The sequence below is a fragment of the Pseudomonas sp. S3_B11 genome, from assembly GCF_054667715.1.
In genome coordinates this window covers 6,813,521-6,837,280 of record NZ_CP162749.1, presented here as the reverse complement: position 1 = coordinate 6,837,280, position 23,760 = coordinate 6,813,521, and the positions used below count along the sequence as shown (strand labels likewise).

General features: G+C 63.3%; 22 protein-coding genes. 9 read left to right on the top strand and 13 right to left on the bottom strand.

All coding sequences use genetic code 11. The features are described 5' to 3' along the window. Positions 1-2: 2 nt before the first annotated feature. The 6 genes from rodA to AB4O22_RS30630 all read right to left on the bottom strand — a co-directional run bounded on the left by rodA (position 3) and on the right by AB4O22_RS30630 (position 6,045). Positions 3-1,106 (bottom strand): rod shape-determining protein RodA, encoded by a 1,104-nt coding sequence (gene rodA / locus AB4O22_RS30655; protein ID WP_043042958.1) that lies wholly within the window; start codon positions 1,104-1,106, stop codon positions 3-5. Between the two features lie 31 nt (positions 1,107-1,137). Further along, on the bottom strand, positions 1,138-3,033 hold the full coding sequence (mrdA, locus tag AB4O22_RS30650) for a penicillin-binding protein 2 (protein ID WP_223471999.1): 1,896 nt from the start codon (positions 3,031-3,033) through the stop codon (positions 1,138-1,140). Between the two features lie 9 nt (positions 3,034-3,042). Further along, positions 3,043-3,510, bottom strand: coding sequence for a 23S rRNA (pseudouridine(1915)-N(3))-methyltransferase RlmH (gene rlmH / locus AB4O22_RS30645; RefSeq protein ID WP_003185785.1), 468 nt, complete (start codon positions 3,508-3,510; stop codon positions 3,043-3,045). Positions 3,511-3,519: 9 nt separating this feature from the next. After that, positions 3,520-4,014 (bottom strand): ribosome silencing factor, encoded by a 495-nt coding sequence (gene rsfS, locus AB4O22_RS30640; protein WP_003205895.1) that lies wholly within the window; start codon positions 4,012-4,014, stop codon positions 3,520-3,522. Between the two features lie 71 nt (positions 4,015-4,085). After that, entirely contained in the window at positions 4,086-4,730 is a 645-nt protein-coding gene (nadD, locus tag AB4O22_RS30635; protein WP_161797247.1) for a nicotinate-nucleotide adenylyltransferase, read from the bottom strand. A gap of 43 nt (positions 4,731-4,773) precedes the next feature. After that, a complete protein-coding gene (locus AB4O22_RS30630) occupies positions 4,774-6,045 on the bottom strand; it encodes a glutamate-5-semialdehyde dehydrogenase (protein WP_460095737.1) in 1,272 nt (423 codons plus the stop codon). A 196-nt stretch (positions 6,046-6,241) separates the two neighbouring features. Here AB4O22_RS30630 and AB4O22_RS30625 point away from each other — a divergent pair, with 196 nt between their 5' ends. Beyond that, positions 6,242-6,919: a DNA-3-methyladenine glycosylase gene (locus tag AB4O22_RS30625; protein ID WP_460095736.1), complete on the top strand. Its 678-nt coding sequence runs from the start codon at positions 6,242-6,244 to the stop codon at positions 6,917-6,919. A 175-nt stretch (positions 6,920-7,094) separates the two neighbouring features. Continuing rightward, the gene (locus tag AB4O22_RS30620) at positions 7,095-8,411 is read left to right on the top strand and encodes a bifunctional DedA family/phosphatase PAP2 family protein (RefSeq protein WP_003205902.1); all 1,317 of its coding nucleotides are present in this window, start codon (positions 7,095-7,097) and stop codon (positions 8,409-8,411) included. A gap of 66 nt (positions 8,412-8,477) precedes the next feature. Here AB4O22_RS30620 and AB4O22_RS30615 read toward each other — a convergent pair whose 3' ends face one another. Genes AB4O22_RS30615 through AB4O22_RS30605 form a run of 3 tightly spaced genes read right to left on the bottom strand, consistent with a single transcriptional unit; the run spans position 8,478 to position 10,157 of the window. Further along, positions 8,478-9,068, bottom strand: coding sequence for an LON peptidase substrate-binding domain-containing protein (locus AB4O22_RS30615; RefSeq protein ID WP_223472002.1), 591 nt, complete (start codon positions 9,066-9,068; stop codon positions 8,478-8,480). A 10-nt stretch (positions 9,069-9,078) separates the two neighbouring features. Next, complete coding sequence (locus tag AB4O22_RS30610) at positions 9,079-9,795, bottom strand: LrgB family protein (protein ID WP_003205906.1); 717 nt, start codon at positions 9,793-9,795, stop codon at positions 9,079-9,081. Next, positions 9,792-10,157, bottom strand: a complete 366-nt coding sequence (locus AB4O22_RS30605) for a CidA/LrgA family protein (protein WP_003205907.1) — start codon at positions 10,155-10,157, stop codon at positions 9,792-9,794. Before AB4O22_RS30605 ends, AB4O22_RS30610 begins: the two co-directional genes overlap by 4 nt. A 192-nt stretch (positions 10,158-10,349) precedes the next feature. Between AB4O22_RS30605 and AB4O22_RS30600 the strand changes: the two genes are divergently transcribed. The 3 genes from AB4O22_RS30600 (at position 10,350) to AB4O22_RS30590 (ending at position 13,295) form a co-directional block, all read left to right on the top strand. Continuing rightward, entirely contained in the window at positions 10,350-10,805 is a 456-nt protein-coding gene (locus AB4O22_RS30600; RefSeq protein ID WP_003205908.1) for a MaoC family dehydratase, read from the top strand. A 102-nt stretch (positions 10,806-10,907) separates the two neighbouring features. Further along, positions 10,908-12,626 (top strand): C13 family peptidase, encoded by a 1,719-nt coding sequence (locus AB4O22_RS30595; protein WP_223472003.1) that lies wholly within the window; start codon positions 10,908-10,910, stop codon positions 12,624-12,626. 27 nt (positions 12,627-12,653) lie between these two features. Continuing rightward, positions 12,654-13,295, top strand: coding sequence for an oxidoreductase (locus AB4O22_RS30590; protein ID WP_003205912.1), 642 nt, complete (start codon positions 12,654-12,656; stop codon positions 13,293-13,295). Positions 13,296-13,446: 151 nt separating this feature from the next. Here the strand turns inward: AB4O22_RS30590 and AB4O22_RS30585 are convergent, their stop codons facing one another. The 4 genes from AB4O22_RS30585 to AB4O22_RS30570 form a co-directional block, all read right to left on the bottom strand. Then, positions 13,447-13,731: a YceK/YidQ family lipoprotein gene (locus AB4O22_RS30585; protein WP_003205913.1), complete on the bottom strand. Its 285-nt coding sequence runs from the start codon at positions 13,729-13,731 to the stop codon at positions 13,447-13,449. Beyond that, positions 13,724-14,356 (bottom strand): flavin prenyltransferase UbiX, encoded by a 633-nt coding sequence (gene ubiX / locus AB4O22_RS30580; protein WP_003205914.1) that lies wholly within the window; start codon positions 14,354-14,356, stop codon positions 13,724-13,726. Before ubiX ends, AB4O22_RS30585 begins: the two co-directional genes overlap by 8 nt. Then, positions 14,353-15,702 carry a UDP-N-acetylmuramate:L-alanyl-gamma-D-glutamyl-meso-diaminopimelate ligase gene (gene mpl / locus AB4O22_RS30575; protein ID WP_003205915.1) on the bottom strand — a complete coding sequence of 450 codons (1,350 nt, stop codon included), beginning with the start codon at positions 15,700-15,702 and terminating at the stop codon, positions 14,353-14,355. The genes ubiX and mpl overlap by 4 nt, the downstream gene beginning before the upstream one ends. 188 nt (positions 15,703-15,890) lie before the next feature. Beyond that, a complete protein-coding gene (locus tag AB4O22_RS30570) occupies positions 15,891-17,798 on the bottom strand; it encodes a sigma-54-dependent Fis family transcriptional regulator (RefSeq protein WP_043042956.1) in 1,908 nt (635 codons plus the stop codon). A 291-nt stretch (positions 17,799-18,089) separates the two neighbouring features. Here AB4O22_RS30570 and exaC point away from each other — a divergent pair, with 291 nt between their 5' ends. The 4 genes from exaC to eutC all read left to right on the top strand — a co-directional run bounded on the left by exaC (position 18,090) and on the right by eutC (position 23,708). Next, a complete protein-coding gene (gene exaC / locus AB4O22_RS30565; RefSeq protein WP_003205918.1) occupies positions 18,090-19,610 on the top strand; it encodes an acetaldehyde dehydrogenase ExaC in 1,521 nt (506 codons plus the stop codon). 243 nt (positions 19,611-19,853) lie between these two features. Continuing rightward, positions 19,854-21,224, top strand: coding sequence for an ethanolamine permease (eat, locus tag AB4O22_RS30560; RefSeq protein ID WP_460095735.1), 1,371 nt, complete (start codon positions 19,854-19,856; stop codon positions 21,222-21,224). A 237-nt stretch (positions 21,225-21,461) separates the two neighbouring features. Further along, a complete protein-coding gene (locus tag AB4O22_RS30555; RefSeq protein WP_003205921.1) occupies positions 21,462-22,856 on the top strand; it encodes an ethanolamine ammonia-lyase subunit EutB in 1,395 nt (464 codons plus the stop codon). A gap of 27 nt (positions 22,857-22,883) precedes the next feature. Further along, positions 22,884-23,708: an ethanolamine ammonia-lyase subunit EutC gene (gene eutC / locus AB4O22_RS30550; RefSeq protein ID WP_003205922.1), complete on the top strand. Its 825-nt coding sequence runs from the start codon at positions 22,884-22,886 to the stop codon at positions 23,706-23,708. The last annotated feature ends 52 nt before the right edge of the window (positions 23,709-23,760 follow it).

The following is a 23,760-nucleotide window of genomic DNA, read 5'->3' as shown; positions in this document are numbered from 1 at the left end:
ATTCAAACCTGCGCGATCCACTTGCGATGCGTATGAATCGACATCAAGACCCCAAACGCTGACAGTAGTGTCACCAGCGAAGTTCCTCCGTAGCTAATGAATGGCAACGGCACCCCCACGACCGGCAACAGGCCACTGACCATACCGATGTTGACGAAAACATAAACAAAAAACGTCATGGTCAGGCTGCCCGCCAGCAACTTGCCGAACAACGTCTGGGCCTGGGCGGTGATCACCAGCCCCCGGCCGATCAGCAGCAAATAGATCAGCAGCAGCACGCAGATGCCCACCAGGCCGAACTCCTCGCCCATCACGGCGATGATGAAGTCGGTGTGGCTTTCCGGCAAAAAGTCCAGGTGCGACTGGGTGCCCATCAGCCAGCCCTTGCCGAACACCCCGCCGGAACCGATGGCGGCCTTGGACTGGATGATGTTCCAGCCGGTGCCCAGCGGATCGCTCTCCGGGTCGAGGAAGGTCAGGATTCGCTGCTTCTGGTAGTCGTGCATCACGAAGTACCACATGGCCACCGACACCGGCACGGCGATGGCAATCACGCTGAGGATCCAGCGCCAGCGCAACCCGCCCATGAACAGCACGAAAGCGCCGCCGGCCAGGATCAGCAGCGAAGTACCCAGGTCCGGCTGGCGCACGATCAGGATGAACGGGATGCCGATCAGCAACAGGCTGATGCACACGTGCTTGAGCTGCGGCGGCAGGGTGCGCTTGGACAGGTACCAGGCGATGGTCGCCGGCATGATGATCTTGAGGAATTCCGAAGGCTGGAAGCGGACCACCCCGGGAATGTTGATCCAGCGGGTGGCGCCCATGGCGTTGTGGCCCATCACGTCCACCACCACCAGCAGGCCCACGCCCACCACATAGGCCAGCGGCACCCAGCGGGCCATGAAACGCGGCTCGAGCTGGGCAATGACGATCATCGACACCAGGCCGATGCCGAACGAGGTGGCCTGCTTGCCCAGCAGGTCCCAGTTCTTGCCACTGGCCGAATACAGCACGAACAGGCTGCCTGCGGCCAGGGTCAGCAGCAGGATCAGCAACGGACCATCGATGTGCATGCGCTGCAACAAGGTCGCACGACGGCGCATCACATCTTCGCTGGAGAGGATCCGGTCGAAATTATTCTTCACGGGCCGTAGCCTCCGCAGTGGTGGGGCTTGCGTATTCAGGCTTGAGCTGGCCGTGCTCGTCCAGCAGCCAGGCGTCCATGATCTGGCGCACCACCGGCGCGGCGACGCCGGAACCCGACTCACCGTTCTCGACCATCACCGACACGACGATCTTCGGGTTGTCGGCCGGCGCGAAGCCGACGAACAAGGCGTGGTCGCGATGGCGTTCCTGGACCTTGGAGCGGTCGTACTTCTCTCCCTGCTTGATGGCGACGACCTGGGCCGTACCGCTCTTGCCGGCAATGCGATAGGGCGAGCCGATGGCCGCCTTGCGGGCGGTGCCCCGGGCGCCGTGCATCACTTGCTGCATGCCGTTGTTGACCTTCTGCCAGTCCGACGGATTGCGCAGGATGATGTCTGGCATCGGGTCCGGGTCCACCGGTTTCTGGCCTTCGATGGTCTTGGCCAGGTGCGGGCGATACCACTTGCCCTTGCTCGCCACCAGCGCCGTGGCCTGGGCCAGCTGCAAGGGCGTGGCCTGCATGTAGCCCTGGCCGATCCCCAGGATCAGGGTTTCGCCGGGGAACCAGGCCTGGCGCCGGGTCACGCGCTTCCATTCCCGGGACGGCATCAAGCCAGGCGACTCTTCGAACATGTCCAGGGAGACCTTCTGGCCGATGCCGAACTTGCCCAGGTAGGACGACAACCGATCGATCCCCAGCTTGTGGGCCAGGTCATAGAAGTAGGTGTCGTTGGAACGCATGATGGCCGTTTCCAGGTCCACATAACCGTCGCCGGTGCGGTTCCAGTTGCGGTACTTGTGGTCGTAGTTGGGCAGCATGTAATAGCCGGGGTCATAGACCCGGCTCGACGCGGTCACCACGCCGGAGTCCAGCCCGGCAATCGCCACGGCCGGCTTGATGGTCGACCCCGGCGGATAGAGGCCGCGCAGCACACGGTTGAACAGTGGCCGATCGATCGAATCGCGCAAATCGGCGTAGGCCCTGAAGCTGATACCGGTGACGAACAGGTTCGGGTCGAAACTCGGCTGGCTGACCATCGCCAGCACCTCGCCGGTGTTCGGATCCAGCGCCACCACGGCACCACGCCGACCGCCCAGCGCCGCTTCGGCGGCCTCTTGCAGCTTGATATCCAGGCTCAGGACGATGTCCTTGCCAGGAATCGGGTCGGTGCGCTTGAGCACCCGCAATACGCGGCCGCGGGCGTTGGTTTCGACTTCCTCGTAACCCACCTGGCCATGCAGCTCGGGCTCGTAGAAACGCTCGATGCCGGTCTTGCCGATATGGTGGGTGCCGCTGTAATTGACCGGATCGAGGGTCTTGAGCTCTTTCTCGTTGATCCGCCCCATGTAGCCGACCGAGTGGGCAAAGTGTGGTCCCTGGGGATAATGACGCACCAACTGCGCCACCACCTCGACGCCGGGCAGGCGGAACTGGTTCACGGCGATCAGGGCGATCTGCTCTTCGGTCAGCTCGAACAGGATCGGCACCGGCTCGAACGGACGCCGGCCCTGGCGCATGCGCTTCTCGAAGATCGCCCGGTCCTCGGGCGTCAGTTGCAGCACTTCGACGATCACGTCGAGCACGTGCTGCCAGTCGCCGGAGCGCTCACGGGTCATGCTCAGGCTGAAGCTGGGTCGGTTATCCGCCACCACCACGCCATTGCGGTCGAAGATCAACCCGCGGGTCGGCGGAATCGGCTGCACATGCACCCGGTTGTTTTCCGACAGGGTCGAGTGGTACTCGTACTGGATCACCTGGAGGAAATACAAGCGCGCAATCAGCACGCCGATCAGCGTCACCACCGTAATAGCGCCGAACACGACGCGGCCCCGCACCAGGCGGGCGTCTTTTTCGTGGTCCTTGATGCGGATCGGCTGGGGCATGGGGCAGGATTACTTGTGGTAAGGGTGCCCGGACAGAACTGTCCAGGCACGATACAGCTGTTCGCCGATCAGGATCCGCACCAGCGGGTGTGGCAACGTCAACGGCGACAATGACCAGCGCTGATCGGCCCGGGCACAGACTTCCGGCGCCAGCCCTTCCGGGCCACCGACCATGAAATTGACCGTGCGCGAATCCAGCCGCCAGCGATCGAGCTCCACCGCCAGTTGCTCGGTGCTCCAGGGCTTGCCGTGGACTTCGAGGGTGACAATGCGCTCGTTCGGCCCGACCTTGGCCAGCATGGCTTCGCCTTCCTGGCGGATGAAGCGCGCCACGTCGGCGTTCTTGCCACGGGTGTTGAGCGGAATTTCCACCAGTTCCAGGGCCAGCTCGGACGGAAGACGCTTGGCATATTCATGCCAGCCTTCTTCCACCCACTTGGGCATGCGAGAACCGACGGCGATCAGGCGCAGTCGCACAGCGGTCCCTTATTGCTGGTCTTTGTTGAGCTTGGTGAAGTGCTCATGGGGGTTTTCCGGGCTGTGGTGCGCGGCGCTGGCCGAACGGCTCTGCTCGGCACCGGCCCACAGGCGCTCCAGGTCGTAGAACTGGCGCGCCGAGGCAGTCATCATGTGCACGATGACGTCGTCCATATCCAGCAGTACCCAGTCGCTGTCGCCCTTGCCTTCTTCACCCAGCGGCTTGACGCCCTGGGCCTTGACCGCTTCGCGGACCTTGTCCAGCATCGCGCCGATCTGGCGGTTGGAGGTACCGGTGGCGATGATCATGTAGTCCGTGATGCTCTGCTTTTCACGAACGTCGATCACCTGGATGTCCTGGGCCTTGACGTCTTCCAGGGCCGCCACGGCCACCTTGACCAGTTCTTCACCGGCCAGTACGACGCCGGTGTGGGCCTCTACTGGCAACGGGGCGCTTTTGAACGTGCCTTTGCGCTTTACTTTGTTTACGTCTTTGTCAGTCATATAAAACTCGTTTTGCTCGTATGTTCGGGCGCTTCGCTACACGCATTCACGTGCCTTGAAGCACACCTTTTTCAGTTCGACGCACGGTAAAGCCCGTGCGCATCGATGTAGGCCAGGACCGCGTCGGGCACCAGGAAACGTACCGACTTACCGCTGGCCAGCAGTTGACGGATCTGGGTGGCGGATACCGCGAGCGGCGTCTGCCAGACGAATGCAATCTGTCCGCTCGGCCCTTTCAGGGCCAGCGGGTCGCTCACCGAGCGGGCCGCCAGCAGGTTGCGCAAGGCATCCGGCGGCTCGCTGTCGGCATCCGGGCGTTGCAGCACCAGGATGTGGCAATGCTGGAGCAACTCTTCCCAGCGATGCCAAGTGGGCAGGCCGCAAAATGCGTCCCAGCCCAGAAGCAGAAAAACCTGGGCATCAGCGGCCAGTTCGGCGCGCATCAGCTCCAGGGTATCAATGGTGTAGGACGGTTTGTCCCGCTGCAATTCGCGGGCGTCCACCACCAACGGTGCCACACCGGCCACCGCGCACTCGACCATCGCCAGGCGGTCCTGCGCCGACACCTGCGGCGTATCCCGGTGAGGCGGCCGGGCGCTGGGCGTCAGGCGTAGCTCATCGAGGGCCAGGGCGTCGGCGACTTCCAGCGCACCGCGCAAATGGCCGATGTGCACCGGGTCGAACGTGCCGCCCAGGATACCGATGCGCCGGGGCAGGGTTGTCGTCGTCACAGCAGCTGGCGGGTCGAGATCGCCCAAGTCAGACCGACTCCTGTCCGCGCAACTGGCCGTCACCGACCACGATGTACTTCTCGCAGGTCAGGCCTTCGAGGCCCACCGGGCCGCGGGCGTGCAGCTTATCAGTAGAAATGCCGATCTCGGCACCCAATCCGTATTCAAAGCCATCGGCGAAGCAGGTCGGGGTGTTGATCATCACCGACGCCGAATCCACTTCGGCCACGAAGCGCCGGGTTTCCCCCAGGTTTTCACTGACAATGGAGTCGGTGTGGTGCGAACCGTGGCGATTGACGTGCTCGATGGCCTCCTCCAGCCCGTCGACCACACGGATCGACAGGATCGGCGCCAGGTATTCGGTGTCCCAGTCTTCTTCCGTGGCCGCGACGGCCTCGATGATCGCCCGGGTGCGCTCGCAACCGCGCAGCTCGACGCCTTTCTCGCGGAACTGGGCAGCCATCGACGGCAGGAAGTCCTTGGCCACGGCCTGGTCCACCAGCAGGGTTTCCATCGCGCCGCAGATACCGTAGCGGTAGGTCTTGGCGTTGAAGGCGATGCGCTGGGCCTTCGGCAACTCGGCGTGGGCGCTGACGTAGACGTGGCAGATGCCGTCCAGGTGCTTGATCACCGGCACGCGGGCGTCACGGCTGACCCGTTCGATCAGGCCCTTGCCGCCACGCGGCACGATGACATCGACGAACTCGGGCATGGTGATCAATGCGCCGACTGCGGCACGGTCAGTGGTTTCCACCACTTGCACCACGGCCGCCGGCAGATCGGCTTCGGCCAGGCCGCGCTGGATGCAGGCGGCAATGGCGCGGTTGGAATGGATCGCCTCGGAGCCGCCACGCAGGATGGTCGCGTTACCCGACTTCAGGCACAGGCTGGCGGCGTCGATGGTCACGTTCGGCCGCGACTCGTAGATGATCCCGACCACGCCCAGGGGCACGCGCATCTTGCCGACCTGGATGCCCGACGGCCGGTAGCTCATGTCGCGGATCGCCCCGACCGGGTCCGGCAGGGCCGCGACCTGGCGCAGACCGACGATCATGCCGTCGATGCGTGCCGGGGTCAGCGCCAGGCGCTCGAGCATGGCCGGTTCCAGACCATTGGCCCGGCCGGCGGCCAGGTCCAGTTCGTTGGCAGCGGACAACTCGGCACGCGCAGCGTCCAGCGCATTGGCGGCGGCCTGCAGGGCGCGGTTTTTCTGCGCGGTGCTGGCCCGGCCGACGATGCGCGACGCTTGGCGAGCGGCGCGACCCAGGCGGGTCATGTAGTCAAGAACGGACTCAGTCATGGTCTGTGTGGTCTTGGCGATGAGGAAAGCGGCAGATTATAGCTGTCGTAACCCTCGACTAACAGCATGGACTCACAGTGGTGACCGGCGGAGGAGCAAAACAGGCGTAAACAGCCGGTTGAAGCGACTGTTCAGCGGTGATTAAGCTTTCCATTGCTATCATCGCGCTTCCTTTGGCCTCACTTCGTTTATCGCCATGACCGATTTGCCATCGCCCAACGCCCTGCCCCACGCCTTTTTCGATCGCGACGCCCAGGTGCTTGCCAAGGACCTGCTGGGCAAAGTCATCCGTCACAAGGTCGGTGACCTGTGGCTCAGCGCGCGGATCATCGAGACCGAGGCGTATTACTTCGCCGAAAAAGGCAGCCACGCCTCGCTGGGCTACACAGAAAAACGTAAGGCTTTGTTTCTGGATGGCGGCCACATTTATATGTACTACGCCCGGGGCGGCGATTCGTTGAACTTCAGCGCCCAGGGCCCCGGCAATGCGGTGCTGATCAAATCGGCGTACCCATGGGTCGACGCCCTTTCCGGGCCGGCGAGCCTGGCGCAGATGCTGCTCAACAACCCCGACGCCCAAGGCCGGCCGCGCACATCGCAGAAACTCTGTGCCGGCCAGACCCTGCTGTGCAAAGCCCTGGGGCTGAAAGTGCCGGACTGGGACGCCAAACGCTTCGACCCCGAGCGCTTGCTGGTGGAAGATGTCGGCGTGCCGACGGTCAATGCGATCCAGACCACTCGCCTGGGCATTCCCCTGGGACGGGACGAGCACCTGCCCTACCGCTTCGTCGACGCCGCCTACGCCCCGTGGTGCACCCGCAACCCTTTGCGGCGCGGACAGGTCGAAGGGCGTGATTATTTTTTGTTGTCCTGATGAAATATCGCCCCCCTATGGGAGCGGGCTTGTGGGAGCAAGGCTTGCCCGCGATGCAGGCGACACGGATCAACAGTAAGGTCGCGTCATCGTTCGTCGCGAGCAAGCGTTGCTCCCACAAGCGCTCCCCACAGTAAAAACTGCATGCCAATCAATATTCAATGGAGTTGTATTTATGGGCCCATGGCTCGATAGCATCACCGGTTGGTTGACCGTCAACCCGCAATGGCTGGCGGTGGCGGTGTTCATCGTCGCCTGCGTGGAGTGCCTGGCCATCGCCGGCCTGATCGTGCCGGGTACCGTGCTGTTGTTTGCCATCGCCGTGCTGGCCGGCAGCGGCGCGCTGTCCTTGGGCGAGACGTTGCTGCTGGGCCTGCTCGGCGGCTTGCTGGGGGACCTGGTGTCGTACTTCCTCGGCCGGCATTTCCACCAGAACATCCGGCGCCTGCCGGGGCTGCGGCATCACCCGGAATGGATGAGCGCGGCGGAAAACTATTTCCAGCGCTACGGCATCGCCAGCCTGCTGGTGGGCCGTTTCATCGGCCCGCTACGGCCCATGTTGCCGATGGTGGCCGGGATGTGCGACATGCCGTTCCCGCGTTTCGCCGCCGTCAGCGTGTTGGCTGCGGCAGGCTGGACCGTGGCGTACCTGCTACCGGGCTGGGCCACCGGGGCGGCGTTTCGCCTGCCGCTGCCTGAAGGTTTCTGGCCACAGGCCGGCGTGGTCATCGGCAGTATCGCGGTGATGATCGGGCTGAGCGTCAACAGCAGCCTGCGCCGTCATCGCCATGCCACGGCGCTGATCGCAGGCCTCGGCCTGGTGATCCTGATCGGCCTGTTCATCGGCTTTCGCTACCTGACGGCGTTCGACCAGGGCTTGATGGCCCTGGTCCAGGAGCATCGCAGCCCGACACTGGATGAAATCGCCGTGACCTTCACGCTGATCGGCGAATTCCGCTACATGCTGATTGTCTGCAGCCTGTTGACCGCGTTATTGCTGTTGGCACGGCAATGGCGGCAGGCGATCTTTGCCGGTGGCACGATGCTGCTCACCTCCCTGGCCAATACCGGTAGCAAACACTTCTTTGCCCGTGTGCGCCCGGAAATCCTCACCGACCCGCTGACCAGCTACAGCATGCCCAGCGGCCACTCCTCCGGGGCATTCGCGCTGTTCCTGACCCTCGCCGTCCTGGCCGGTCGCGGCCAACCGCCACGCCTGCGCCTGACCTGGCTGCTGCTGGGCTGCCTGCCAGCGCTGGCCATCGCCCTGTCGCGGGTTTACCTGGGGGCGCACTGGCCGAGCGACATCGTCGCCGGGGCGATGCTCGCCGCCAGCATCTGTGCGGCCGCCCTGTGGTTGAGCCAGCGCCAGAGCCCGCTACCGGCCATGCCGCCGAAAGTCTGGTGGCTGATCCTGCCGGCGCTGGTGGCGGTGTTCAGCTTCTTCGCGCTGCGGCACCTGCCGCATGCGATGTTGCGGTATGCCTATTGAACACACTATCTGTGGGCACTGGAGATCCCATGTGGGAGCGGTGTTGTTCGGTGGATATGTGTTGGGTCAGGCGAACAGTTCGCCCTGCAACTCATCGAGCAACGCCTGGATCGCATCCAGGCGCTGCTGGGGATCATCGAGTTGCAGCAGGTCGATCTTGTCCAGCTCATTGAACGGCAGCAGGTAAGCCAGTTGATTGGCCAGCGATTGCTGGCCGGTCGCTTCAGTGCCCATGTTCAGGGCCTCGACCATCGGGTGCTCGGCCAGGGCCTTGAGCAGCGCCACCAGGTCGGCGTCTTCCTCTTGCAGCGGTTGCTCCGGTTCTTCTTCCAGCCACTCGACTTCAGCGACCGTCAGTTGATCCGCCTGGACGCTGCTGTCATGGACGATAAAACGTCGCCCGCCCAGCACACGAATGCCCAGCAGACCATTGTCCTGCTGGGAAAAGTCGGTGATACGCGCTTCGCAACCGACCCGCGCGTAGCCCTCAGGCGCGATGCCGACTTCCTCGCCATCGAGGATGCACACCACGCCGAAGCCTTCGCCCTTTTTCATGCAGCGCCCGATCATGTCGAGGTAACGCGCCTCGAAAATCTGCAAATCGAGGATGCAACCGGGGAACAGCACGGTGTTCAACGGGAAAAGCGGCAAGCTCATAACCAGTTCCTTAAACCGTCATCGACACCACCAATGGCAGCAACACCGCCGTGGCCACGCCCATCAGACTCATCGCCAGCGCCGCAAAGGCGCCTGTCTCCTCGCTTTCCTGCAACGCCACCGACGTGCCCACCGCATGGGCCGCCAGCCCCAGGGCCATGCCCCGAGCTTCTGGGCTATGGACACCCAGCCTGGTCAGAATGCTCGGGCCGAGGATCGCCCCGAGCACACCGGTGATCAACACGAACACCGCCGCCATCGCCGCCACACCGCCGATCTGCTCGGCCACCAGCATGGCGATCGGCGAGGTCACGGACTTGGGCGCCATGGTCATCAGAATCATGTGCTCGGCACCAAAAGCCCAGCCCAACACCACTGCAGAGCCGGTGGCAAACACCCCAGCTATCACCAGCGTAGTAAAAATCGGCCAGAACAACTGCCGGATCCGTCGCAAGTTCAAATACAACGGCACGGCCAGGGCGACCGTGGCCGGGCCCAGCAGGATGCTGAGGATCTCGGTGCTCTTGCGGTATTCGGCATAGTCGATGCCGCAACCGACCAGCACGACGATCAACAGCACCATCGACATCAGCACCGGTTGCAGGAACACCCAGCGGGTCTTTTCGAACGCCGCCAGTACCAGTTGATAGGCGCCCAGGGTAATGCCGATGCCAAACAGCGGATGGTGGATCACCGAGGTCCAGGCACCTTGCCAGTCGAGCATCATTGACTGTCCTCCGGAGCGGCGATGTGACGCCGGGCCAGGCGCTGCATCAGCACCCCTGTCAACGCCACGGACAGCACCAGCGATAAGGTCAACGCGCCGACGATGGCCCAGAAATCGGCGGCAATCGCCCGGGCATAGACCATCACCCCCACTGCGGGCGGCACCAGCAGCAATGGCAGATAACGCAGCAGGCTGCTGGCGGCCAGGTTCAGCGGCTCGCTGACTTCGCCGCGCACCACCAGATAACCGAGCAACAGCAGCAGGCCAATGATCGGCCCCGGCAACACCGGCAAGAACAAATGATTGATTGCAGTGCCCAGCAATTGAAACAGCACCAGCCAGGTCAGGCCCCGTAGCAACATCCGCTCTCTCCCCTGCAACACTTACTCAAAGAATGCGCCGGCATTATAAGCATGCCCACGCTATGGGTCGGCATTCGTAAAAAGCATGTTCGGTGACCTTACTTGCGCGCCATGTTGATCTACAGTGGTTCTCCGGGGATGCCGATCCCCGCTCCAGAAAAAGTAAAACAGATGAACCCAAGGAGAGTCTCAATGCCCTACGTCCCCGTTGCAGCGCTCAAAGATTATGTCGGCAAGGAACTTGGACGTTCCGAATGGCTCACCATCGATCAGGAGCGCATCAACCTGTTCGCCGAAGCCACTGGCGACTTTCAGTTCATCCACGTCGATCCGGTCAAGGCCGCGCAGACCCCGTTTGGCAGCACCATCGCCCACGGTTTCCTGTCGCTGTCGCTGATGCCCAAGCTGATGGAAGACATCCTGATCCTGCCCGAGGGCGTGAAGATGGTCGTCAACTACGGGCTGGACAGCGTGCGCTTCATCCAACCGGTGAAGGTCGATTCCAAGGTGCGGCTCAAGGTCGACCTGGTGGAAGTCACCGAGAAAAAACCTGGCCAATGGCTGCTCAAGGCCACCGCCACACTGGAGATCGAAGGTTCGGAAAAACCGGCCTACATCGCCGAGCCGCTGTCGCTCTGCTTCGTGTAAACCTGCGCGGTCGCGAAACCGCTCAGGCAGTTTCGCATCGCTTCTCTGTATCCAAGGGGCATAGCTGCGGCATACTCGTGGCCTGATGACCTGGATCCCGTTATGCGCTTATTCGTCCCACTGACTCTGACCCTGCTGCTCACCGCCTGTGGCAACGGCGAATCGCCGCTGCCTCCCGACGCGCGCCTGCCCGACGGCGGCCGCTATCGCGGCGACCTGGTGGACGGGCTGCTGCAAGGCCAGGGGCGCATCGATTACCCCAATGGCAGCTGGTACGCCGGGCAGTTCGACAAAGGCCAGTGGCACGGCACCGGGGAATGGCATGGCAGCAATGGCGAGGTCTATCGCGGCCAGTTCGAGCAAGGCCTGTTCCACGGCCAGGGCAGCCTGACCACACCGACCAGCAGCTACACCGGAGGCTTCAAGCTGGGGCGCCGGGACGGTGAAGGAACGCTCAAGGAAAACGGCATGACCTACCGGGGCGAGTTCAAGGCCGACCGTTATTCCGGCCTCGGACGCCTGGAACTCGACGACGGCAGCCAGTACCAAGGCCCGTTCGCCAACGGCAAGCCCAACGGTGAAGGCCAGCGCTTCGACGCCAGCGGCAACCAGTTCACCGGCAATTTTGTCGATGGGCAACTGCAGGGCAAGGGCACCTTCAACAGTGCCGATGGCGATGTCTACATCGGCGGCTTCAAGAACAACCAGCTCAACGGTCGCGGGCGCTACGAAAATGCCGACGGCGATGTCTGGATCGGCCGGTTCAAGGACGGCGCGCTGACCGGCAAGGGCGAACTGATCGGTGCCGACGGCAGCCACTATCTCGGTCAATTCAATGATTGGCGCTTTACCGGCGAGGGCCGCCTGAACCTGCCTGACGGCAGTTTCTACGTCGGCCAGTTCGAAAGCGACAGTTACCACGGGCGCGGCACCCTGGTGCTGACCGACGGCACCGTGCAAAGCGGCACCTGGGCCAACGGCCAACGGGTGCGCGACGCGGACGGCAGGCTGCTGCCGGATGTGCTCGAACTCGGCGTGCTGGCCCAAGGCCGCCTGCTGGACGACGCCCTCGCCAACATCCCGGCCTCGACCCCGGCGGTGGAGCTGTACAGCCTGACCCTGGGCGGCGACGGCAAGCAAAGCGTGTTCCTGCGCGAATCCGACTATGTCGCCAACATGCTCGCCAGCCGTTTCGGCGCGTTCGGGCAGATTCGCCTGGTCAACCACCGCGATCACCTCGGCGACCGGCCCATGGCCAGCCGCGAAAGCCTGCGCCGCGCCGCCGCCACCCTGGCCGAGCGCAGTGGTCCGGAAGACCTGATTTTTATCTACCTGACCAGCCACGGCACCAGCGAGCATGAGCTGGTGCTCGACCAGCCGCGCATGGAACTGGCCGACCTGCCCGCCGATGAACTGGCCGTGGTGCTGGCGCCACTGAAGAACCGCGACAAGATCGTAGTGATCTCGGCCTGTTATTCCGGCGGCTTCATCCCGGCACTCAAGGATGAACGCACCCTGATCATGACCGCTTCACGGGCCGACCGGGTGTCCTTCGGCTGCTCCGAGGAAGCCAACTTCACCTATTTCGGCGATGCGCTGTTCGCCCAGGCATTGAACCAGACCGACGACCTGGAGCAGGCCTTCAAGCGAGCCAAGGCCACCGTTGCCGAGCGCGAACAGGCCGACAACTTCGAAGCGTCCGAACCGCAGATGTGGGCGCCGAGGACGGTCCTTTCCCACTGGCAACTGCTGCGCAAACAGCAGGCACGTAAAGCATTGCAAAGTGCTGCATTGAACGACGAGGCCACAAAGAGCAACTAAGCTGAACCGTATCAAGGGGGAAACACTATGTACTTGACGCCTCAGCATGTTTTGCTCGCCGGTGCTACCGGGCTGACCGGGGAACATCTGCTGGACCGGCTGCTCAACGAGCCGACCATCACCCGCGTATTGGCGCCTTCACGCCGGCCACTGGCTGAACATCCACACTTGGAAAACCCGGTTGGGGAACCGGCCCAGGTGCTGCCACAACTCAGTGGCCAGGTGGACATCGCCTTCTGCTGCCTCGGCACGACCATCAAGAAAGCCGGCTCTGAAGCAGCCTTCCGCGCGATCGACCTGGACCTGGTCGTGGCGTTTGCCAAGCGCGCCCGGGAACTGGGCGCACGGCACCTGGTGGTGATCAGCGCGCTGGGGGCCGACGCCAAGTCATCGATCTTCTACAACCGGGTCAAAGGTGAAATGGAGGCGGCACTCAAGGCCCAGGGCTGGCCGCAACTGACCATTTGCCGGCCTTCCCTGCTGCTGGGCGACCGCGTCGAACCGCGCCTGGCCGAGCAACTGGCTGGCCCCTTGTCGAAGCTGATCCCAGGCAAGTACCACGGCATCGAAGCCTGCCAACTGGCCCGGGCCATGTGGCGTCTGGCGCTGGAAGAGCAGGATGGGGTGCGGGTGGTGGAGTCGGATGAGTTGCGCAAGCTCGGCAAATAGTCATGTGGTGCCTAGTCGGACGCCTTCGCGAGCAAGACAGTTGCTCCCACATTCGACCGCATTCCTTCTGGAGGAACACGATCACCTGTGGGAGCGGGCTTGCTCGCGAAGGGCGCGCCACCAATCCAAAGCCAAGCACTTATCGTGGGTGCTACAACCCCCCTGTAGCCTGAAACCCCACACCTATCGCGGTAAACAACGACAACGGCAACAACAAGGTATCGAGCAGCGCACTGCCCGGCAGATCGAGACCCGGGTAGCTCGGCGCCTCGGCGCCAAAGCGGTCCTTGGCGCAGCAGCCACCGTTGAGGGCGTACAGATCCAGGCGTGTTCCGGCGTACACCACCGGCGCACCAGGCTTGGCGGCGTCGAGGGTGCGGGCCGTGGCGCAGCCGGTCAGCTGCAGCGCCAACAGCACGATCAGCAGCTTATTCATCGCTGCTCAAATGATGTTCGCCCCAGCGCGGCAACATGTCCTGGGGAATGTTCAGCAGATTGAGGATCCGGGCGACGACAAAATCGATCAGGTCATCAATGGTCTGCGGCTGGTGATAGAAACCCGGCGAGGCCGGCAGGATGCTCACGCCCATGTTCGACAGCTTGAGCATGTGCTCCAGGTGAATGCTCGAATACGGCGCTTCCCGCGGCACGAGGATCAACTGGCGGCGCTCCTTGAGCGTGACGTCCGCCGCCCGTTCGATCAGGTTGTTGCAGGCCCCGGTGGCAATCGCCGACAGCGTCCCGGTGGAACACGGCACCACCACCATGGCGGCCGGCGCGCCGGAGCCCGAGGCCACCGGCGACATCCAGTCTTCCTTGCCATACACGCGAATCTGCCCCGCCGCCGCACCGGTGTATTCAGTGAGGAAGGCTTGCATCATCTGGGTCTTGGCCGGCAGGGTCACGTCGGTCTCGGTGGCCATCACCAGCTGCGCGGCCTTGGAGATGAGGAAATGCACCTCGCGGTCTTCGCGCACCAGGCAATCGAGCAGGCGCAAGCCGTACTGGGCGCCGGACGCACCGGTCATCGCCAGCGTGATGCGTTCCGGACCATTGCTCATTTCAGCGCCTCGGCCAGTTTGCCGTGCAGGCCGCCGAAGCCGCCGTTGCTCATGATCACCACGTGAGTGCCGGGCTGGGCCTGGCTCTTCACGCGCTCGATGATGCCTTCCAGCGAATCGCTGACAATCGACGGCACCGTGCACAGCGCCGCAGTGGCACCGAGGTCCCAGCCGAGGTTGGCCGGTGCGTACCAGATCACCTGGTCGGCATCGACCACGCTTTCCGGCAGGCCGTCACGGTGCGCGCCGAGCTTCATGGAGTTGGAACGCGGCTCGATGATTGCAATCAGCGGCGCATCGCCGATGCGCTTGCGCAACCCGTCGAGGGTGGTGGCGATGGCGGTCGGGTGGTGGGCGAAGTCGTCATAGATGGTGATGCCGCGCACTTCGGCGACCTTTTCCATCCGCCGCTTCACGCTCTTGAACGCGCTCAACGCGGCAATGCCCATGGATGGGACTACGCCGACATGCCGAGCCGCCGCCAGGGTCGCCAGGGCATTGGCAACGTTGTGCTGGCCGGTCATGTCCCACTCGACCACGCCTTGGGACACGCCTTCGAACATGACCTCGAACTGCGAACCGTCATCCTTGAGCAACTTCACCTGCCACTGCCCACCCGCGCCGGTGGTTTGCACCGGAGTCCAGCAGCCCATCTCGATCACGCGCTGCAAGGCCGGTTCGGTGGTCGGGTGAATCACCAGGCCTTCACTCGGGATGGTGCGCACCAAATGGTGGAACTGCCGCTCGATGGCCGGCAGATCGGGGAAGATGTCCGCATGATCGAACTCAAGGTTGTTGAGGATCGCGGTACGGGGACGGTAGTGGACGAATTTCGAGCGCTTGTCGAAAAACGCGCTGTCGTATTCGTCAGCCTCGATCACGAAGAACGGCGTGCCACCCAGGCGCGCCGACACCGAGAAATTCTGCGGCACGCCACCGATCAAAAAGCCCGGGCTCATGCCCGCGTGCTCCAGCACCCAGGCGAGCATGCTGCTGGTGGTGGTCTTGCCGTGGGTGCCGGCCACGGCCAGGACCCAACGGCCCTGCAGCACGTGATCGGCCAGCCACTGCGGCCCGGACACGTACGGCAGGCCTTTGTTGAGCACGTACTCCACCGCCGGGTTGCCACGGGACATGGCGTTGCCGATGACCACCAGGTCCGGCGCCGGGTCCAGTTGCGCCGGGTCGTAGCCTTGGGTCAGCTCGATGCCCTGGGCCTCCAGCTGAGTGCTCATCGGCGGGTAGACGTTGGCGTCGGAGCCGGTCACGTGATGGCCCAGCTCCTTGGCCAGGACGGCCATCGACCCCATGAAAGTGCCGCAAATACCGAGAATATGGATGTGCATAGTCGACCTCGTAAAACATGGCCGCAGGTTAGCCTAGGGAGGGGGAAATCGCACCTTGTGTTTCGAATCTGATCGTTCCCACGCTCCGCGTGGGAATGCAGCCCGGGACGCTCTGCGTCCCTGGAAGCCGAACGCGGAGCGTCCGCAGAGGCATTCCCACGCGGAGCGTGGGAACGATCGTCACGCGGTTATCGGGCAATCGCGTGCTTGCGCAGCTTGCGGTAGAGGGTATTGCGGCTGATCCCCAGTTGCTCGGCAGTGTGGGTCATGTGCCAGCGCTGGCGCTCCAGTGCATCGAGCAGCGCCAGCCGTTCGGCATCCTCCAGCGGCCGCTCCGCCACCGTTTCAACCAGCGCAATCGACGGACGCTGGCGGATCATCGCCGGCAAGTCTTCCAGCCCGATCCGCCCGCCGTCGCACAGCGCGGCGAGGGTCCGCAGCACGTTGCGCAATTGCCGCACGTTGCCCGGCCAGTCGAACGCCAGCAACGCCTGGCGCGCCGGTTCGTCGATGGACACCGTCTCGGCCCCGCTCTCTTCCGCCAACAGAAAATCCAGCAACTGCGACTTGTCGCTGCGTTCGCGCAACGCCGGCAGCGGGATTTCCAGGCCATTGAGCCGGTAGTACAAATCCTCACGAAAACTGCCGTCCTGCACCCGATCCAGCAACTGCCGGTGAGTGGCGCTGATGATGCGCACGTTCACCGCCTCGGGCTCGCCGCCGATGGGCACCACTTGGCGATCCTCCAGCACCCGCAGCAAGCGGGTCTGCAAGGCCAGGGGCATGTCGCCGATTTCATCGAGGAACAGCGTGCCGCCGTCAGCCTGTTGCAACTTGCCACGCATGCCTTCCTTGCGCGCGCCGGTGAAGCTGCCGCCGCGATAGCCGAACAGCTCGCTCTCGATCAGGCTTTCCGGGATGGCCGCGCAGTTGAGGGCGACGAAATGCTTGCCGGCGCGCTGGCTGGCGTGATGCACGGCCTTGGCAAACGCCTCCTTGCCGGAGCCGGTTTCGCCCTGAATCAGCAGCGGCACATCGCGCTCGAACACCCGCAGCGCCTTGCGAAAATGTTCCTGCAACGCCGCATCCCCCAGGCAGATGCCCGGCAGCCGCGCGGGCTCGATAATCTTGAGCGCTGGCGCAACCGGCACCGGCACGCTGCGCGGCTGCCCACGCAGCACCGCGAACAGATGCCGGCCGTCACGGGTGCGCAACGGCCAACTCGCACTGGCATTTACACTCGCGCGGCCGAGCAATTCGTCCAACGAACAGTCGAAAAAGTCCCCCACCCGCTGCCCCAGCAAGCTGCCGCGAATATGCCCCAAGAGGTTCAGCGCACTCTGGTTGACGGCGCTGATCCGCCCCTCGCCGTCGAACGCCATCAGGCCTTCGCTGAACAGTCCTACGGACTCAGCCTGCAGATGGAAGCGCAGCAGCCATTGATTGTCGAAGCAGCGCAGGAAATAGCAGCTCTCGATCATCTTCGCCGAGAGATTGACCAGGGCCATGGTGTGGAACTGGCTCTGGCGCGACACGTCCGGCCGGGCCGAAGACACGTCGAGCACCGCCAGCAGCTCGCCCTGGGGGTCGAAGACCGGGCTGGCCGAGCAGGTCAGGCCGGTGTGGCGGCCGCGAAAATGTTCTTCCTGGTGGATGGTCAGGGCCTGGCGCTCCACCAGGCAGGTGCCGATGCCGTTGGTGCCTTCGCAGGCTTCGCTCCAGTCGGCGCCGAGCCAGAGGCCGGCCCGTTCGAAAATCTTCCGTTCGCTGGGGGCGGTGACGCAGTTGAGGATCACGCCCCGGGCGTCGGTCAGCAACACCGCATGGCCGGCGCCGGAGAGTTGCTGGTGCAGGCTGGTCATTTCATTGCCGGCGATGTGCAGCACCTGTTGCAAGCGCTCGCGGCTTTCCAGCACCCGGCCATGTTCGAGCACCGTCGGCGCCAGGTTCTGGGCCGGGTCGAGGTGATAGTCCTCGAGGCAGCGCAGCCAGGAACGGGCAATCGACGGATCGCTGCCAGGGCCCTGCAAATGGGCCTTGCCCTGGGTGACCGTCAGGACTTGCTGGGCATGGCGACTCAAATGGTTGCTGTGCATTTCTTATTGTTCTCCCCGAGGGTAGCGGCCCTCAGCATCCTCCAGCCCAACCGCCTTTGCAATGCTGGCGCGACCTGTCAGTCACAGACTGTCTCGCATCTGGCACAAACTGTCACACCCGCTGTATCGCAAGCGTCACACAACCCATCCGTTTGTCCGACCAACTCCTCCTAAAGTCTTGATTTACGGGCCCTGCAAGGCAATGGCCCAACCTTTGCTCTAGGCTTAATTACCGGCGCTCAATTTTGCGCGGCCCTCCCGTATAAGCACAAAAGCCAAGGAGAACTCATCATGCGTTACGCTCACCCCGGTACTGAAGGCGCTATCGTTTCGTTCAAGAGCAAATACGGTAACTACATCGGCGGCGAGTTCGTCGCGCCTGTCAAAGGTCAGTACTTCACCAATACTTCCCCGGTCAATGGCGAGGTCATTGCCGAATTCCCGCGCTCCACAGCCGAAGACATCGAAAAGGCCCTGGATGCCGCCCACGCTGCCGCTGATGCCTGGGGTGCCACGTCGGTCCAGGCCCGTTCGCTGATCCTGCTGAAAATCGCCGACCGCATCGAAGCCAACCTCGAAGTGCTGGCGATCACCGAATCCTGGGACAACGGCAAGGCCGTGCGTGAAACCCTCAACGCCGACATCCCCCTGGCCGCCGACCACTTCCGCTACTTCGCCGGTTGCCTGCGGGCCCAGGAAGGCAGCGCCGCCGAGATCGACGGCAACACCGTGGCCTACCACATCCATGAACCGCTGGGCGTGGTCGGGCAAATCATCCCGTGGAACTTCCCGCTGCTGATGGCCGCCTGGAAACTCGCCCCGGCCCTGGCCGCCGGTAACTGCGTGGTGCTCAAGCCGGCCGAGCAAACCCCACTGGGCATCTGCGTGCTCATGGAGCTGATCGGCGACCTGCTGCCGCCTGGCGTACTGAACGTGGTGCAAGGTTTCGGCAAAGAAGCCGGTGAAGCCCTCGCCACCAGCAAGCGCATCGCCAAGATCGCCTTTACCGGTTCCACCCCGGTGGGCTCGCACATCATGAAATGCGCCGCCGAGAACATCATCCCGTCTACCGTGGAACTGGGCGGCAAGTCGCCGAACATCTTCTTCGAAGACATCATGCAAGCCGAGCCGAGCTTCATTGAAAAGGCCGCCGAAGGCCTGGTGCTGGCGTTCTTCAACCAGGGCGAAGTCTGCACCTGCCCATCCCGCGCGCTGGTGCAGGAGTCGATCTACGACGAATTCATGCAAGTGGTGATGAAGAAAGTCCTGCAGATCAAACGCGGCGACCCGCTGGACACCGAGACCATGGTCGGCGCCCAGGCGTCCGAGCAGCAATTCGACAAGATTCTTTCGTATCTGGAAATCGCCAAGGGCGAAGGCGCCGAGCTGCTGACCGGTGGCAAGGTGGAAAAACTCGAGGGCAACCTGGCGACCGGGTATTACATCCAGCCGACCCTGCTCAAGGGCACCAACAAAATGCGCGTGTTCCAGGAAGAAATCTTCGGCCCAGTGGTGAGCATCACCACCTTCAAGGACGAAGCCGAAGCCCTGGCGATCGCCAACGACACCGAGTTCGGCCTCGGCGCCGGCCTCTGGACCCGCGACATCAACCGCGCCTACCGCATGGGCCGGGCAATCAAGGCCGGTCGCGTGTGGACCAACTGCTACCACCTGTACCCGGCGCATGCCGCGTTCGGTGGCTACAAGAAGTCCGGCGTGGGTCGTGAGACGCACAAGATGATGCTCGACCATTACCAGCAGACCAAGAATTTGCTGGTGAGCTACGACATCAATCCGTTGGGGTTCTTCTAACCTGCGGGAAATTGCGCCCGGCTGATCGTTCCCACGCTCTGCGTGGGAATGCCTCTACGGACGCTCCGCGTTCGGCTCTTTGGGACGCGGAGCGTCCCTGGCTGTGTTCCCACGCAGAGCGTGGGAACAATCAAAATCAAACAACAACGCCGTCCCACCGCTCTGGCATGAGCCTTGCGTGCCCGCTCCACAGCAATCCCGAAAGTCCAACAGATCAAACAATAAAAAAGACAGAGAGGACTTATGACTTCTACCACTCAACTCAAACCCACACTCGGCACCCTGCATTTATGGGGCATCGCCGTCGGCCTGGTGATTTCCGGTGAATACTTCGGCTGGAGCTACGGCTGGGGCACCGCAGGGACCCTCGGGTTTCTCGTCACCGCCCTCATGGTGGCATTGATGTACACCTGTTTCATCTTCAGTTTCACCGAACTGACTACCGCGATTCCTCACGCCGGCGGGCCTTTCGCCTACAGCCGACGGGCCTTCGGCGAGAAAGGCGGGTTGATCGCCGGGATCGCCACCCTGATCGAATTCGTCTTTGCGCCCCCGGCCATCGCCATGGCGATTGGCGCCTACCTCAACGTGCAATTCCCCGAGCTGGACCCCAAGCTGGCGGCGGTCGGCGCGTACATCGTGTTCATGACCCTGAATATCCTCGGCGTCAGCATTGCCGCGGCGTTCGAGCTGGTGGTCACCGTGCTGGCGGTCGCCGAGTTGCTGGTGTTCATGGGCGTGGTCGCGCCGGGCTTCAGCTTCAGTAACTTCGTGCTCAACGGCTGGGCCGGCTCCAATGAGTTCAGCCTCGCCTCGATCCCGGGCATTTTCGCGGCGATCCCCTTCGCGATCTGGTTCTTCCTCGCCATCGAAGGCGCGGCCATGGCCGCCGAAGAAGCCAAGGACCCGAAACGCACGATTCCCCGCGCCTATGTCAGCGGCATCCTGACCCTGGTGTTCCTGGCCATCGGCGTGATGATCATGGCCGGCGGCGTGGGTGACTGGCGCACCTTGTCGAACATCAACGACCCGCTGCCCCAGGCCATGAAGGCCGTGGTCGGCAACAATTCAACGTGGATGCACATGCTGGTGTGGATCGGCCTGTTCGGCCTGGTGGCGAGTTTCCACGGGATCATCCTCGGCTACTCGCGGCAGTTCTTCGCCCTGGCCAGGGCCGGTTACCTGCCCCGAGGCCTGGCGAAGCTGTCGCGCTTCCAGACCCCGCACCGGGCGATCCTGGCCGGCGGCGTCATCGGCATCGCGGCGATCTACAGCGATGGCCTGGTCAACCTGCAAGGCATGACGCTGACGGCGGCGATGATCACCATGTCGGTGTTCGGCGCCATCGTCATGTACATCATCAGCATGCTCAGCCTGTTCAGGCTGCGTAAGACCGAACCGAACCTGGAACGCACCTTTCGCGCCCCGGGCTACCCGATCGTGCCGGGCATTGCGCTGTTCCTGGCGGTGGTGTGCCTGGTGGCGATGGCGTGGTTCAACACCGTGATCGGGCTGGTGTTCCTGGCGTTCATGATGGTCGGCTACCTGTATTTCCAACTGACCGCCAAGCAACGCTCCGATGCACCGGCGGACGCTATGCTCACAGGTATCTGAAGTTGCACCGGCACCGGGCCGAGGGCCTGGTGCCTGCTATTTAAAAGTGCACACAGTTCCCTTCCTGTGTGGGAAAACTCTTGGGAAGGCTCTGTGGGAGGGGCTCTGTGGGAGCAAAGCTTGCTCCCACAAGGTTCTTCCACAAGGCTCTCCCACTGGGCTCTCTCACTGGGTTCTTCCACAGGGTTGGATCTGCGGTGTATTTGAGTATTTAGAGAACCAGGAGGACACCGCCCCATGGCCGCATTCGCCCATTCCGTCGGCGCCCAGACCTATCGCTTCGACAGCCTCAAAGACCTGATGGCCAAGGCCAGCCCGGCGCGTTCCGGGGATTTTTTGGCCGAGGTCGCCGCGCTCAACGATGGTGAGCGCGTGGCCGCGCAAATGGCCCTGGCCGATCTGCCCCTCAGCCATTTCCTGCAAGAAATGCTGATTCCTTACGAGGTCGACGAAGTCACCCGGCTGATCGTCGACACTCACGATAAACAAGCTTTCGCCACCGTCAGCCACCTCACCGTCGGCGGTTTTCGCGATTGGCTGCTCAGCGACGCCGCCGATGAACAGAGCCTGCGGGCGCTGGCCCCGGGCCTGACGCCGGAAATGGTCGCCGCCGTGTCGAAGATCATGCGCGTGCAAGACCTGGTGCTGGTGGCGCAAAAGATCCGCGTGGTGACCAAGTTCCGCGGCACCCTCGGCCTGCGCGGGCGCCTGTCCACCCGCCTGCAACCCAACCACCCCACCGACGAACCCGCCGGCATCGCCGCGAGCATCCTCGACGGCCTGCTCTACGGCAACGGCGACGCCATGATCGGCATCAACCCGGCCACCGACAGCACCGCCTCGATCTGCGCGATGCTGGAAATGCTCGACGCCATCATCCAGCGCTACGACATCCCCACCCAAGGCTGCGTGCTGACCCACGTCACCACCTCCATCGAAGCGGCGAACCGCGGCGTGCCCCTGGACCTGGTGTTCCAGTCCATCGCCGGCACCGAAGCGGCCAACGCCAGTTTCGGCATCAGCCTGAGCGTCTTGAAAGAAGGCTACGACGCCGGGCTCAGCCTGAATCGCGGTACCTTGGGCAACAACCTGATGTATTTCGAAACCGGCCAGGGCAGCGCCCTGTCAGCCAACGCCCACCACGGCGTCGATCAACAGACCTGCGAGACCCGGGCCTACGCCGTGGCACGGCATTTCAACCCGTTTTTAGTGAACACGGTTGTAGGATTCATCGGCCCGGAGTACCTGTACAACGGCAAACAGATCATCCGCGCCGGCCTCGAAGACCACTTCTGCGGCAAGCTTTTGGGCGTGCCGATGGGCTGCGACATCTGCTACACCAACCACGCCGAAGCCGACCAGGACGACATGGACACCTTGCTGACCCTGCTGGGCGTGGCCGGGATCAACTTCATCATGGGCATCCCCGGCTCCGACGACATCATGCTCAACTACCAGACCACCTCGTTCCACGACGCCCTCTACGCCCGCCAGACCCTGGGCCTGAAACCGGCGCCGGAATTCGAAACATGGCTGGCGAACATGGGCATCTTCACCCAGGCCGATGGCCGGGTGCGGTTCGGCGACAACCTGCCACCGGCGTTTCGTCACGCATTAGCTCATTTGGGATAAGCCGCATTGGGGATGAGAGAACTGCCCATGGACAAAAAACCTGTCGATCCACAAAACCCTTGGCTGAACCTGCGCAACCTCACTCCGGCGCGCATCGCCCTGGGCCGCACCGGCACCAGTCTGCCGACCCAGGCGCAACTGGATTTCCAATACGCCCACGCCCAGGCCCGCGATGCGGTGCACCTGGCGTTCGATCACCAGGGCATTCGCGCCCAACTGAGCGAGCGCGGCCGTGAAAGCCTGCTGCTCCACAGCGCGGCGGCCGACCGACACAGTTATCTACAGCGCCCGGACCTGGGCCGACGGCTCGACGACGCCTCCGCGCAGGTCCTGGAGGATTACGCGGCGGCCCACCCTGGCGGCGTGGATCTGGCCATCGTCGTGGCTGACGGCCTGTCGGCGCTGGCGGTGCATCGCCATACCTTGCCGTTCCTGGCGCGGCTGGAAGAGCAGATCGCTGCTGACGGTTGGTCTGTGTCGCCAATAGTTTTAGTGGAGCAAGGCCGCGTTGCCGTGGCCGATGAAGTGGCACAGCGGCTCGGCGCGAAAATGTCGGTGATCCTGATCGGCGAACGCCCCGGCCTCAGCTCCCCCGACAGCCTGGGGCTGTATTTCACCTACGCCCCCAAGGTCGGCCTGACCGATGCCTATCGCAACTGCATCTCCAATGTCCGCCTCGAAGGTTTGAGTTACGGCATGGCCGCCCACCGCCTGATATACCTGATGCGCGAAGCCTGTCGCCGCCAGCTTTCGGGGGTCAATCTGAAGGACGAAGCCCAGGTTCACACTCTGGATTCGGAAAACGCTGCCGATATGAAAGGTAACTTCCTACTGGCGCCGCCCCGAAACTGATCCGTTTATCCGATTGCGTTTTTGATCCGCTTTCAGGCAGCATCAAAAGCAC